General features: G+C 57.8%; 9 protein-coding genes and 1 pseudogene. All 10 read right to left on the bottom strand.

Annotation, left to right across the window (positions count from 1 at the left end):
- Window position 1: 1 nt before the first annotated feature.
- The 10 genes and pseudogenes from ACTG2U_RS02970 to ACTG2U_RS03015 all read right to left on the bottom strand — a co-directional run bounded on the left by ACTG2U_RS02970 (window position 2) and on the right by ACTG2U_RS03015 (window position 13,255).
- Window positions 2-1,244: pseudogene (locus ACTG2U_RS02970) on the bottom strand (response regulator).
- Window positions 1,231-5,220 (bottom strand): response regulator, encoded by a 3,990-nt coding sequence (locus tag ACTG2U_RS02975; RefSeq protein ID WP_439974003.1) that lies wholly within the window; start codon window positions 5,218-5,220, stop codon window positions 1,231-1,233. Before ACTG2U_RS02975 ends, ACTG2U_RS02970 begins: the two are co-directional and overlap by 14 nt.
- A gap of 15 nt (window positions 5,221-5,235) precedes the next feature.
- Window positions 5,236-5,532 (bottom strand): integration host factor subunit alpha, encoded by a 297-nt coding sequence (gene ihfA / locus ACTG2U_RS02980; RefSeq protein WP_005300715.1) that lies wholly within the window; start codon window positions 5,530-5,532, stop codon window positions 5,236-5,238.
- A gap of 3 nt (window positions 5,533-5,535) precedes the next feature.
- Entirely contained in the window at window positions 5,536-7,923 is a 2,388-nt protein-coding gene (pheT, locus tag ACTG2U_RS02985; protein ID WP_429012295.1) for a phenylalanine--tRNA ligase subunit beta, read from the bottom strand.
- 12 nt (window positions 7,924-7,935) lie between these two features.
- On the bottom strand, window positions 7,936-8,919 hold the full coding sequence (pheS, locus tag ACTG2U_RS02990; protein ID WP_005336686.1) for a phenylalanine--tRNA ligase subunit alpha: 984 nt from the start codon (window positions 8,917-8,919) through the stop codon (window positions 7,936-7,938).
- Between the two features lie 379 nt (window positions 8,920-9,298).
- Window positions 9,299-9,655, bottom strand: coding sequence for a 50S ribosomal protein L20 (rplT, locus tag ACTG2U_RS02995; protein WP_005336687.1), 357 nt, complete (start codon window positions 9,653-9,655; stop codon window positions 9,299-9,301).
- A gap of 15 nt (window positions 9,656-9,670) precedes the next feature.
- Window positions 9,671-9,868 carry a 50S ribosomal protein L35 gene (gene rpmI / locus ACTG2U_RS03000; RefSeq protein WP_005336688.1) on the bottom strand — a complete coding sequence of 66 codons (198 nt, stop codon included), beginning with the start codon at window positions 9,866-9,868 and terminating at the stop codon, window positions 9,671-9,673.
- A gap of 86 nt (window positions 9,869-9,954) precedes the next feature.
- A complete protein-coding gene (gene infC / locus ACTG2U_RS03005; protein WP_026034907.1) occupies window positions 9,955-10,503 on the bottom strand; it encodes a translation initiation factor IF-3 in 549 nt (182 codons plus the stop codon).
- 3 nt (window positions 10,504-10,506) lie between these two features.
- A complete protein-coding gene (gene thrS, locus ACTG2U_RS03010; protein ID WP_005336690.1) occupies window positions 10,507-12,435 on the bottom strand; it encodes a threonine--tRNA ligase in 1,929 nt (642 codons plus the stop codon).
- Window positions 12,436-12,718: 283 nt separating this feature from the next.
- Window positions 12,719-13,255 (bottom strand): tetratricopeptide repeat protein, encoded by a 537-nt coding sequence (locus ACTG2U_RS03015; RefSeq protein WP_439974004.1) that lies wholly within the window; start codon window positions 13,253-13,255, stop codon window positions 12,719-12,721.
- Between the last annotated feature and the right edge of the window lie 171 nt (window positions 13,256-13,426).

Here is a 13,426-nt window from a genome sequence, read left to right on the forward strand (position 1 = left end):
CTTACCAGCGCCCCGTCATACCGCGCTCTCGCCACACTTCGACGTCGAGCAGGTTGTAAGGATCATCCAGATAGACGGCGATCCCCAGCTCCCGAACCCTGGCCATAAAACGCCCCAGCAGGGAGTCACAGGTCAAGGACTCCATCTCCGGCAAGATCCCCTGCCCCAGCAGCAAGGCTTGCAGCGGCAAACGCTCCAGCAGATCGAATGGCAGATGCTGGCTGTTATCGAGCAGCAGCGCAAGCTTGCTCCCCGCCAGACTGGCTTGCAGCACCAGCGCGAAGCGATCGGCATTGCTAAGCAGGTGGTCACGACGGTGGATCAGCAGGGTCAGTTCGGCTGGGGTACGCGACTGCTCCGTCAGCCACTCCGAGCGCCTCCCAGCGGCTGGGTAAACCCGTTACCGCCAGCCAGACCGGATGAGGGGTCACGGGACTGGAGAGCAGCCCTAGCTGACCCTGCACCTCCCCCTGCCACCGGCGGATGGAGCGGCGCTGGCCGCTCAAGCGCTGCTGACGCAGCGGGCCCAGATAGAGTCGACGCAGCAACCTGAGCAGCTCGTCGCAATCGAGCGGCTTGGCCAGCGCCGCCAGAATATTGAAACCGGCATCGTGCAGCAGGCGGCGAGCACCGTCGATCAGCGTCTGCTCATGGGCCGAAAGCAGCACAATGGGCAACCCGGCCTCCTGCAACTGGGGCTGGTTCATCAGCAGACTAATGGCATCTTGCTCCACTAGGCTGAGATCGCACACCAGCAGGCTGATGTCGCCCGCCGACAATGCCGCAAGACAGGCCGATTCATCCTGTACCCACTGACAGGAGAGCCCCAACCCGGCGATGGTCTGTTGCAGTTGCATCCCCTGAAACGGGTGATCCTCGAGCAGCAGCACCTTGTTAGCGGCCAGCCAGTTGCACCAGTCACGATAACTGGCGGCAAGCCCCCCCAGCCAATCTTCGCCGATAGCGTAGATCCCCTCATGCTGCTGCAACTGGGAAAAGTAGTCCGCCTGCTGATGAGCGGCAGGGTCGTAAAGGGCAATGGCACCGGCAGCAAACAGCCCTTCCCACTGCCAGCAGGCATCCGGTCGGGTACGGTGCAGCGTGACATAGGAGGGCAATGTCATGGTGCTGGCCAACTCATGGGCGGTGCTGTCGAGGGCATAGAGCACAATGGGGCAAAATCCTGCCGCCTCATGCTCTTCCGAATCGAGCAACGCCAGTAATTCTTCATCAGTGATGATCATCTTGAGCCCTCTTTGAAAACTGCTGGCTGAACTCATCCAGTGCCCGGTTCAATCTGGCTTGCAGCATCGGATGGGGCGCCTGTTGCCACTCTTCAATGACCGCCACCAACGCAGTCGCCCCTACCATTCTGGCGGCCCCCTTCAACTTGTGTAAAGCAGCATTCACGCCAACTTCATCTTCTTCTGTGCTGCAGCGCTCAAGTTCGGCCAAATCATCACGGGTAGCCTTCAGATAAAGGGCGGCCAGTTCATCGGTCAGCAGTGAGGCAACCGGTGTCGGGGCGACAACATTGCTCCCCTCTTTGGCAATATGGCGCAGCAAGGTCGCCAGCTCCTTGAGAGCGACCGGCTTGTCCAGATGGCCATCGCAACCGCAGGATTGCAGCTCCCTTGCCGCCTGATCACTGAGATCTGCGGTGATCACATAGACCGGTAGACGGGCCCAACGGGCGGATTGGCGCAATTGCCTGCACAGCTCGGCCCCGTTCATCACCGGCATCTGCAGATCGGTCAGCACAAAATCCACCTCCTGCTGCGCCAGCATCTCCAGCGCCAGCTGCCCGTTGGCGGCAGTGATAACGCTGGCACCAAGTTGGCCTAGTTGCAGGCTGATCAGCTCGCGATTGACATCGTGATCTTCAACCAGCAGTACCCGCATGCCAAGCCCTGGCTGGGTGCCGGCGACCGGTTGATCCGGGGTCAAGCGTGGTTGCAGCAGGGTGATGATGGTCCCGGGCACCCAGGACTCCCCTTGCCAGGCCCAATAGTAGAGCCCCTTCTCGTCCACCTCCGCTTGCAGCGTATCAACGGCGTTGCTGACGGTGGCGATCCCCAATCGGCTGAGCCAGGGCGACAACGCTTGCGCCTCATCGTGGGGTAAAGAGAGCGCCAGCTGTCGCACATTGGGCTGCCAGTCCGGCTCCTGCTGCACCCGCTTCAGTGGCAACTCGCAATAGAAGCGGCTACCGCCGCCGACACGTCCCTCGACATCGATAAGCCCCCCCATCTGCTCAATCAGCTGCTTGCAGATCGCCAGACCAAGGCCGGTGCCCGGCGCCCGCAGCTGCCCTTCAACGGCAAACTGCTCGAACGGCATAAAGAGCGTGGTGCGCATCTTGGCGGTGATCCCCGGTCCCTGATCATCTACACCGAAGCGCAAGGTTGATGCGACCACCTCGGCCCACAGCACCACTTCCCCACGCAGGCTGAACTTGATGGCATTGGAGAGCAGGTTGTGGAGCACTTGCCGTACCCGGTGAGGATCGAGGGTCTGCAGGGCTGGCAGAGCCGGGTCCAACTTAAGGCGCAGTTGCAATCCCTTGGCCCGCGCCTTGGTCCAGTGCACTGCCGCCACGTGCTCACACAGTTCGGCAAAATCGGTGGGTTGCGGCGAGAGGGAGAGTTTGCTGTTTTCGTTGCGGCTAAAGTCGAGCACATCGTTGAGCAGGCCGAGCAACTCATCCCCCGCCTGACGCACCCGCGCCAGCGCCGAATCCTGCTCTCTCGACAAAGGAGTGCTGGCCAGCCACTCCAGCAAGCCGAGCATGGCGTTCATCGGCGTGCGGATCTCGTGGCTGATGGCGGCCAGAAAGCGCCCCTTGGCCAGAACTGCCTGTTGCGCCTGCTCATGGGAGTGCTGCAATGCCTGATCCTGCTCGACCCTGGCAGTGGCATCCTGCATCACCGCATAAATTCGCCAACCCTGCGGCTGACTGCGGCCACGGCCATAGAGCTGCAACCAGCGCAGACCCTTGGTCGGATGGTGGTAGCGCATGGTGAATGCGAAGGGTTTGCCAGCCTGCAACATGGCGAACATCTCACGGCGAACCCGGTGGCGATCCTCGCGCTCCAGCATAGTTAGCACCCGTTTGGGCTCACGACGGATCTGCTGACTCGCCAGCCCCAGCAGCTCGTAACAGCCCCGGCTGATAAACTCGATTCCCCCTACCCGTCCCCGCTCGAACATAAACTGCAGCACCACGCCGGGAACGGTATTGGTCAGGGCGCGCAGGCGGCGCTCTGCCTGACGCAGAAAACGGGCCTGCTCACGCAGCACACTGATATCCGACAGGGCGATGAGATCGGTGGCTGGTGCCTGCTTGTCCAGCCGCAGCGGATGCTGGGCATAGGCGAAAACCTGATCCCCCAGCACAAGCTCCCCTTCGCTCTTTTGCGGCTGAACCGGCGGCAGCATCAACTGCTGCGAATAGCGCAGGGCCAGACGTCGCCCCTGCTTGTTGGATTTGATCACCTTGCCCTGGCTATTGCGCAGATAGACGGGCACTGGCAACGCCTGAAACATGGTTTCCCGTAGCTCGCTCTCGATGGCCAGCGCCTTCTCGGCGGCGTGACGCTGGGCCACCTCCCGTGCCAGTTGCTGGCGGGAACGCCAGATCCCGCCGATGACAATACCGCTGATCAGCAGTGCCATGGCGATGGAGCCAAACCAGGCGGCGTAGCTCACACCGGGCTGCTGCACGACGAGCAAGCGGCGCCAGCGCTGGTTAAGTTCGTCAATCTGGGTGCTAGTCAGTGCCATCAGGTTGCGATCCATCACCCCGGCAAGCTCGGTCTGACTCTTGTTGATGGCAAAGCCAAGACTGAAGCGATCTTCCAGCTCCTCGATATCGAGCCCTTCCAGCAAGTTGGTACGCTGGGGATATTGCAGCTGATATAGCTCGCTCAGCATGGCGTCAGCCTTGCCCTGTTTGATCGCAGCAAGCCCCTGCTCGAGGCCGTCGGTGCGAAGCCACTCCTGATCACCGAGCAGGGCGAGCAAGGAGGGATCGTAGAGGGATTCCGGCACCAGAATACGCTGCCGCTTGAGTTGGGTGATGCGATCGGCAGCCAGCTTGCGCTTGCTGATCAAGGCAAACCGGTTGGTGGAGATCGTCCGACTGAAAATGAACTGATCCGTCAATGCCGGAGATTCCGGCAAGCCGGCCATCATATCCGCCTCACCACGGCGCAGCTTTTCTACGGCCTCCGCCTTGCTAGCGGCAGGCACCAGCTTGTATTTCAGGCCGGTCTCCTGGGTGACCCAGCGCAGCACATCCGCGCTCCACCCTTTCGCCTCCCCCAGATCATTGACGCCGCTATAGGGCATCAACTCGGGATTGACCACCAGGCGAATGGTGCGCCCGCGGCCGGATAACCAGGCCTGCTCGGTATCGCTGAAGTGGGGCTGGTTGACATAGAGCGACCCCTGATCGAGATAGCGAGCCAGATCGGTATAGATAGTACCGGCGGGCATATGACGGATCAGGGTGTCCACCAGATTGGCCAACTCAGGCTGATCGCGCATCATCAGGCGATAGCTGATGATCCGATCCTCACCAAACAGGCGGCGCAGGCGCAAACCATCGGCAGGAAACTCGCGCATCAGATAGCGCAGTTGCAGATAGTCCCCCAGATAGGCATCACCCTTGCCACTCTGCAGCGCGTCGTAGACCTTCTCTCCGCTCTTTAGGGAAATAATGCGCGCCTGAGGATAGAGCTCGTGCAGCAGGCGGGCAGAGTCTGCCACCGAGTAGACCAGAAAGCGGGCCTGTTTGAGATTTTCACCCTTGTAGAGGATGGCGGCATCGGTCTCCATCATCGGACGACTTAACCGCATGCCCTCCACGGCCTTCTTGCGGGTTCCGACATAGGGAATGATGTCACAGTTACCCTCTGCGAGCCCGTTGCGCAATGTCTGCCAATCGGGCAACTCTTTGAGCACAAGCGGAATCGGGAACAGCTCCTGCAACCGGGCGAGGCGATCCTTGAGCAGTCCCCCCTCGGTCATCAGGTATGGTGGAGGAAGCGTCGCAGGATAGCAGAGCGAAAGCTGACTCAGTGAATTTACATAAGCTTGGGTCGCCGGCGCCAACGGCAGCACTGTGGTCTGCAAAGGCTTGGCGTGCAATGGCAGTGCCAGTACGGCACCCAGAAGAAAAACGGGGAATTTGGTCATCTGAAAACAAAAGCCAGGCATCTGCCTGGCTTTTTATCACTCGTTGGGTTCAACATTTTCTACCCTGGCCTTGAGCTTCTGGCCAGGCCGGAAGGTCACCACGCGGCGGGCGCTGATAGGAATATCCTCGCCCGTCTTGGGGTTGCGTCCGGGACGCTGATTCTTCTCACGAAGGTCAAAGTTACCGAAGCCTGAAATCTTGACTTGTTCACCACGCTCAAGCGCCTGTCGGATTTCCTCAAAGAAGGCTTCCACCATATCTTTGGCTTCACGCTTGCTCATCCCGAGCTGGGTGAACAGGTGCTCTGCAATGTCGGCTTTGGTAAGCGCCATAGATCAATCCCTCAAGGATGCATTCAACTCTTCACCAAGGGCCCGCACGACATTGTCTACGGTCTCGGCAATCTCTTTCTCCTCCAGGGTGCGCTGGGTGTCTTGCAATACAAGACTGATGGCCAGGCTCTTCTTGTCCTCTGCCATACCAGCACCCTGGTATACGTCAAACAAGTTTATTCCAACTACCTGATTTCCGCCAACTTTTTTAATTACCGCAAGCACATCACCTGCCAGAACCTGACGACCGACCACCACGGCAATGTCGCGACGGTTCGCCGGGAACTTGGAAACTTCGGCTGCCACAGGCACCTTGGCCGGGGTCAGCTTGTCCAGCTCCAGCTCAAACATCACCGCGCGGCTCTTGAGGCCCAGCTTCTTCTCGAGGCTCGGGTGGATCACACCGATGTGGCCGATGATCTCGCCATTGCGCAGGATGGCTGCGCTCTGGCCCGGGTGCAGGGCGCTGTGCTCGGTGCGCTCGAAGGTAAAGGTGGCCCCTTCGGCGGTCAAGTCCAGCACCGCTTCCAGATCCCCTTTCAAATCAAAGAAGTCGGCTGCGCGGGTTTTGATGTCCCAGTGCTCGTCGCTCTGGTTGCCAGTGATGATACCGGCCAGCATCGGCTCCTGACGGATGCCATTCTCGGCGCTTTCATCCTTGATGAAACGCAGACCCTGTTCAAACAGACGCACACGCGGCTGCTGACGGTTCTGGTTGTAAACAACGGCCTGCACCAGCCCCGGGAACAAAGAGACACGCATGGCGGACATCTCGACCGAGATCGGGTTCGGCAGTACGATGGCATCGCTCTGCGGGAACAGGGTTTGCTGGGTTTTGGGATCAACGAAGCTGTAGGTGATCGCCTCCTGGAAACCGCGGTCAACCAGCAGGTCGCGTACGCGCTTCAAGGTCACCTGCCCTTCTGCCTGCTCAACCATCGCCAAGGAGGCAGCGGGTTTCAGGTTCGGGATGTTGTTGTAGCCGTAGATGCGAGCAACTTCCTCGATGAGGTCTTCCTCGATGGCGATATCGAAACGCCAGGAGGGTGCCAGCGCGGTCCAACCGTCAGCATCCACAGTGACTTGCATGCCGAGGCGAGTCAGGATCTCGACCACCTGAGCATCAGCCACGCTGATACCGATCACTTTGTCGAGCTTGGTCCGACGCAGCTTGATGGGTGCCGCTTTCGGCAGATGGGCATCGGATTTGACCTCGATGACCGGACCCGCTTCGCCGCCGCAGATATCCAGCAGCAGACGGGTGGCTCTGTCCATCACCTTGGCTTGCAGCTGCGGATCCACCCCGCGCTCGAAGCGGTGGGAGGAGTCGGTGTGCAGACCGTAAGCACGGGCACGGCCGGTGATGGAGAGCGGCGCGAAGAAGGCACACTCCAGCAAGATGTCGGTAGTGGTCTCGGATACACCGGTGCGGTTGCCGCCGAAGATACCGGCCATGCAGGCAGGACCTTTGGCATCGGCAATCACCAGGGTGGTCTCTTTGAGCTTCACTTCGTTGCCGTCGAGCAGGGTCATCGGCTCGTCAGCGTGGGCGCGACGTACCACCAGTTCCCCTTCCAGGGTAGCCAGATCGAAGGCGTGCATCGGCTGACCGTATTCCAGCAGCAGATAGTTGGTGATGTCGACGATGGCGTCGATGGAGCGAATGCCGCCACGGCGCAGCTTCTCTTGCATCCAGAGCGGGCTCTGGGCCTGCAAGTTCAGCCCCTTGATGACGCGGCCCAGATAACGGGGGCAATCAGCTGGTGCTTCAACCCGGATCGGGAAAGTTGCATCAATGGTGGCAACAGCTGGTGCCCAGGTCGGCTCGACCACGTCCACGCTGTTGAGCACGCCAATTTCACGAGCCAGACCCGCGATACCGAGGCAATCGGCACGGTTCGGAGTCAGATCCACGTCGATGGAGACGTCGTTCAGATTGAGGTAGTCACGAATATCGGTACCGATGGGGGCATCGGCCGGCAGCTCGATGATGCCATCGGCTTCAACGTCGATACCCAGCTCGCTGAAAGAGCAAAGCATGCCGTGAGACGGCTGGCCACGCAGCTTGGCTTTCTTGATGGTGAAATCACCCGGCAGGGTCGCCCCTACTTTGGCCACGCACACTTTCAAGCCCTGACGGCAGTTCGGCGCACCGCAGACGATATCCAGCAGCTCGGCCTCGCCCACGTTGACCTTGGTCACCCGCAGCTTGTCGGCGTCCGGATGCTGGGCACACTCGACCACTTCACCCACGACCACATTGTTGAACTGGCCAGCCACCGCTTCCACGGCGTCCACTTCCAGACCGGCCATGGTGATCTGCTCGGCCAGCGCGTTGTCACTCAACTCGGTGCGGACCCACTCCATCACCCAGGATTTACTGAATTTCATGTTCTCTCGCCCTTACTTGAACTGCTTGAGGAAGCGCAGGTCGTTTTCGAAGAAGGCACGCAGGTCGTTGACCCCGTAACGCAGCATGGTCAGGCGCTCAACGCCCATGCCGAAGGCAAAGCCGGAGTATTTTTCCGGATCGATGCCGACCGAACGCAGTACGTTCGGGTGCACCATGCCGCAGCCCAGCACTTCCAGCCACTTGCCGTTCTTGCCCATCACGTCTACTTCGGCGCTCGGTTCGGTGAACGGGAAATAGGAAGGACGGAAGCGAATGGTCAGATCTTCCTCGAAGTAATTGCGCAGGAAGTCGTGCAGAATGCCCTTCAGCTCGGTAAAGCTGGCATGCTCGTCAACCAGCAGGCCTTCAACCTGATGGAACATCGGGGTGTGGGTCATGTCGTAGTCGTTACGATAGACGCGGCCCGGTGCAATGATGCGGATCGGCGGCTGCTGATGCTCCATGGTACGGATCTGCACGCCCGAGGTGTGGGTACGCAGCATCAGATCAGGATTGAAGTAGAAGGTATCGTGATCGGTACGCGCCGGGTGATGAGCCGGAATGTTCAGCGCATCGAAGTTGTGGAAACCATCTTCAATCTCGGGACCACGGGCAACCTTGAAGCCCATCTCGCCAAACAGGCGCTCGATGCGCTCGATGGTGCGGGTTACAGGATGCAGACCGCCATTCTCGATGCGGCGACCCGGTAGGCTGACGTCGATGGTCTCGGCAGCCAGCTTCTGGTTCAGCACGGCAACTTCGAGCGCTTCACGACGCTCGTTTAGCGCATCCTGAACCTGCTGTTTGGCCTGGTTGATCACGGCGCCCGCGGCGGGACGCTCTTCGGCAGACAAGGCACCCAGGCCCTTCATCTGCTCGGTAAAAAAGCCCTTTTTACCCAGATATTTGACCCGGATTTCGTCGAGGGTAGCGATATCGCTCACGCCCTCAATTTCGGCTCTGGCTTGGCCGACTACTTCTTCAAGCTGTTGCATGTCTTCCTCGTCACCACTCCCGGTACAGGAGCCTTTAGGCTAAATAAGGTCAAGAGGGGAATAATACAAAAAAAGCCCCTTCGCTGACCATAGCTAAGGTTGGCTTTTCTCCCTACAAATCATTTTGTTATATCAAGCGAGTCTTATCGGTTCACCGTAAATCCTGAAATAATGGAACAAATATCTAGTTTGTTGGCATATGAACTATTTGTAGAACAGGTCATCTCGCACATATCACCTTGTGTGGAGAAATATGCAGCTCGTGTAAAACAGTGGACATAATATGGGCGGGAGAAAGGAAAAAGTAATGTAAAACAGAGAGTTATAGATACAAAAAAGGAGGCCTGAGCCTCCTTTTAGCGTTTATAACAGAACTGGATTAAACCAGAGCTGCTTTAGCTTTTTCAACCAGGGCGGTGAAAGCCATTTTGTCGTGAACGGCGATATCGGACAGGATCTTGCGATCGATCTCGATAGAAGCCTTCTTCAGACCGTTGATCAGACGGCTGTAAGACAGACCGTTCTGACGGGCTGCAGCGTTGATACGCGCAATCCACAGCTGACGGAACTGACGCTTTTTCTGGCGACGGTCACGGTAGGCATACTGACCAGCTTTGGTTACCGCTTGTACCGCTACGCGGTAAACACGGGAACGGGCGCCGTAGTAACCTTTGGCGGCTTTCATTACTTTCTTGTGACGAGCTCGAGCAGTCACTCCACGTTTAACTCTTGGCATTTTTCACATCCCCCCTTATGCGTACGGCAGACAAGCGACAACACGTTTGTGGTCGGCAGCAGAAACCATGAATTTCGGTCCCAGCTGACGCTTACGCTTGCTGCTCTTCTTGGTCAGGATGTGACGCAGGTGGTTGTGCTTGCACTTGAAGCGACCCGAGCCAGTCTTCTTGAAGCGCTTTGCAGCACCCCGGTTGGTTTTCATCTTCGGCATTTCATACTCCGCATTGTGAGTGACAACAAAATCGCAAGGCGAACCAACTCATGGGGCAGGCCCCATGAGTCAATTTCTTGTGGGCCTTAAGATTTCTTCTTAGGTGCGAGAACCATCACAGCTTGACGGCCTTCGACTTTCGGGAACGACTCGACTACGGCCAACTCTTCCAGATCGTTCTTGACGCGCTCCAGAACCTTGATACCAAGATCCTGGTGGGCCATTTCACGACCACGGAAGCGCAGGGTGACCTTAGCCTTGTCCCCGTCTTCCAGAAAGCGAACCAGGTTGCGTAGTTTTACCTGATAGTCGCCTTCGTCAGTGCCAGGACGGAATTTGATTTCCTTGACCTGGACGACTTTCTGCTTTTTCTTCTGTTCTTTGGTTGTTTTGCTCTTTTCGTAGAGGAATTTGCCGTAATCCATGATCCGGCAAACGGGCGGCTCAGCATTTGGACTGATCTCGACCAGATCAACTCCGGCCTCTGCGGCCAAGTTCAGAGCATCCTGAATGGAGGTGATGCCAATGGCTTCACCATCCAGACCAGTCAGACGAACTTCTTTCAGACGGATCTCTTCATTGATCCGGTGAGCGCGGGCTTGCGGTTGCTTGCCCAGTTTTTTTCCGCCTTTTATAGCTTATTCCTCCACTTTCTTTTGTCCGCGGGTCTGAACTTCCTGGGTCAACAGAGCGATGAACTCTTCAACAGGATAAGTGCCCAGGTCAGCCCCTTTACGAGTCCGTACTGCAATCTTACCGGCTTCAACTTCTTTATCGCCGCAGACCAGCATGAAAGGTACTCGCTTCAAAGTATGCTCGCGGATTTTAAAGCCAATCTTCTCATTTCTCAAGTCCGCTTTTGCGCGAAGGCCCGCATCATTCAATGCTTTGGCTACTTTCACCGCATAATCGGCCTGATTGTCCGTGATATTCATGACCACAGCCTGAGTCGGTGCCAACCAGGTCGGGAACAGACCGGCGTACTCTTCAGTCAGAATACCGATGAAGCGCTCGATAGAACCCAGGATGGCCCGGTGGATCATCACGGGTACGTGGCGATCGTTATTTTCGCCCACATAAGTGGCACCCAGACGACCAGGCAGGGCAAAGTCGAGCTGCACGGTACCACATTGCCACGCACGATCAAGGCAATCGTGCAGGGTAAATTCAATTTTGGGACCGTAGAACGCCCCTTCACCCGGCTGCAGATCGTACTTCAGACCGTTGAGCTCCAGCGCTTCGGCCAGGGCTTTCTCGGCGCGATCCCACATCTCGTCGGAGCCGATACGCTGCTCGGGACGAGTGGAGAGCTTGACCACGATGTTCTCGAAGCCAAAGGTACCGTAGACGTCATAGACCATACGAATACAGCCGGAGACCTCTTCCATGATCTGCTCTTCGGTACAGAAGATGTGCGCGTCATCCTGAGTAAAGCCGCGCACCCGCATCAGACCGTGCAGGGAACCGGACGGCTCGTTGCGGTGGCAAGAGCCAAACTCGGCCATACGCAGCGGCAGATCGCGGTAGGACTTCAGACCCTGATTGAAGATCTGGACGTGACCCGGGCAGTTCATCGGCTTGATGGCGTACTCGCGGTTTTCGGACTGGGTGGTGAACATAGCCTGGGCGTATTTCTCCCAGTGACCTGAACGCTCCCACAGAACGCGGTCCATCATGAACGGACCTTTCACCTCCTGATAGTCGTACTCTTTGAGCTTGCCGCGGATAAAGGTTTCCAGCTCACGGAAGATGGTCCAGCCATCGTTGTGCCAGAACACCATACCGGGTGCTTCTTCCTGCATGTGATACAGGTCGAGCTGCTTGCCGATCTTGCGGTGGTCGCGCTTGGCGGCCTCTTCCAGGCGCTGCAGATAGGCCTTGAGCTGCTTCTTGTCAGCCCAGGCGGTACCGTATATACGCTGCAGCATCTTGTTGTTGGAGTCGCCACGCCAGTAGGCGCCGGACATCTTCAGCAACTTGAAGTGGTGGCAGTGACGCATGTTGGGCACATGCGGGCCGCGACACATGTCGATGTACTCTTCGTGATGATAGAGACCTGGCTGGTCATCACGGGCAATGTTCTGATCCAGGATTTCGACTTTGTAAGACTCGCCGCGCGCCTCGAATACATCGCGCGCTTCTTGCCAGGAGACTTTCTTCTTGATGACGTCGTAATCCTTGGCTACCAGCGCCAGCATGCGCTCTTCCAGGGCAGCCAGATCTTCATCGGTCAGGGTACGGTCAAGATCAACGTCATAGTAGAAGCCGTTGTCGATGACAGGACCGATGGCCATCTTGGTCTGGGGCCAGAGTTGCTTGATAGCATGACCCAGCAAGTGGGCGCAGGAGTGGCGCAGGATGTCCAGACCTTCTTCGTCTTTGGCGGTGATGATGGCCAGCGCAGCATCGGCTTCGATCAGCTCGCACGCATCTACCAGTTCACCGTTTACCCGACCGGCAATGCACGCCTTGGCGAGACCGGGACCGATGTCCGCAGCCACATCCATGACGGAAACAGAGTGGGCAAATTGACGTTGGCTGCCGTCAGGCAGAGTAATGATTGGCATTATGTGTTTCCTTATACAGTGGTGACCCCTACCAAAGGTCACATGCGGGATGGAAAAGAGATTCAAAAAGGTGATGTTTTGGTTCTCCACAGCACTTTGCGAAGACGGCCTGACACGTAAACCACATGTCTAACGTGACAAACCAAGCCAAAACGGCCCCATGCTACCAGAAGTCGGGCGTGCTGTATCGGATTTGCAGATATTTTCTACAGTCAAATGAGTCGCCTGCCGACTATTCACCAAGCAGAGATTGCCAGTTGAAGTCAAAGTCACTGCTCCCCTCCTAGGCCAGCGCCAGCTCTTGCAGCACCTGAAGCGCCAGTTTGTTGCCCTTTTGTGCCGCCTGATAGAGCCACTGTTTCGCCTGAGGCAGATCGACCCTGCCGCTGACCCCCATCAGATGAAGGACGCCGACTTTCAGCATGGCCGGGACATCACCATTGCGGGCAGCCTGATCCATCCAGTGAAAGGCTTGGCGCAGATCCCGCGTCACCCCCGCCCCCCGCAAATAGGCATCCGCCAACCGGTACTGGCCAAAGGGATCGCCCGCTTGCGCCGACTGACGATAGAGCATGATGGCCTGGTTCATATCCTGCTCGCTCCCCTGCCCCACCTCATGGCTCCAACCCATGAGTGCCTGTGCCCGAGGTTGGCCTTGATCGGCCAGTGGCGACCAGATCCGGGTCGCCTCATCGAAGTGACCGGTACGCCAGGCACGGTTGGCGGCAGCCATCTCCTGCTCGGTGGAGAGCGGAAGCAGACGCCAGATAACGAGGGCAAGCAGACCGATAAACAGCCTGCGGGAAGTGGTGGGTCTCATGATAATTTCCGTGATCCAGTTCTCATTTCGTCTATGTAAACGAAATGTAGCGCCGCAATCAAGCAAGAGATCCCTGCAACAACCCTTTTTGCACCCGGTCGCTCAGCAGTTGTTGTCATTTATCCGGTGCACCAGCAAAATAACTGTATGTATAAACAGTGTAGGTGCACA

It is taken from the genome of Aeromonas sp. 95A (genome assembly GCF_051919235.1).
In the GTDB taxonomy this organism is placed as follows: Bacteria; Pseudomonadota; Gammaproteobacteria; order Enterobacterales; family Aeromonadaceae; genus Aeromonas; species Aeromonas veronii.

Coding starts and splice junctions, on each gene's coding strand:
- ACTG2U_RS02975 (WP_439974003.1), bottom strand. CDS start 5,220: ATGCCTGGCTTTTGTTTTCAGATGACCAAATTCCCCGTTTTTCTTCTG.
- ihfA (WP_005300715.1), bottom strand. CDS start 5,532: ATGGCGCTTACCAAAGCCGACATTGCAGAGCACCTGTTCACCCAGCTC.
- pheT (WP_429012295.1), bottom strand. CDS start 7,923: ATGAAATTCAGTAAATCCTGGGTGATGGAGTGGGTCCGCACCGAGTTG.
- pheS (WP_005336686.1), bottom strand. CDS start 8,919: ATGCAACAGCTTGAAGAAGTAGTCGGCCAAGCCAGAGCCGAAATTGAG.
- rplT (WP_005336687.1), bottom strand. CDS start 9,655: ATGCCAAGAGTTAAACGTGGAGTGACTGCTCGAGCTCGTCACAAGAAA.
- rpmI (WP_005336688.1), bottom strand. CDS start 9,868: ATGCCGAAGATGAAAACCAACCGGGGTGCTGCAAAGCGCTTCAAGAAG.
- thrS (WP_005336690.1), bottom strand. CDS start 12,435: ATGCCAATCATTACTCTGCCTGACGGCAGCCAACGTCAATTTGCCCAC.
- ACTG2U_RS03015 (WP_439974004.1), bottom strand. CDS start 13,255: ATGAGACCCACCACTTCCCGCAGGCTGTTTATCGGTCTGCTTGCCCTC.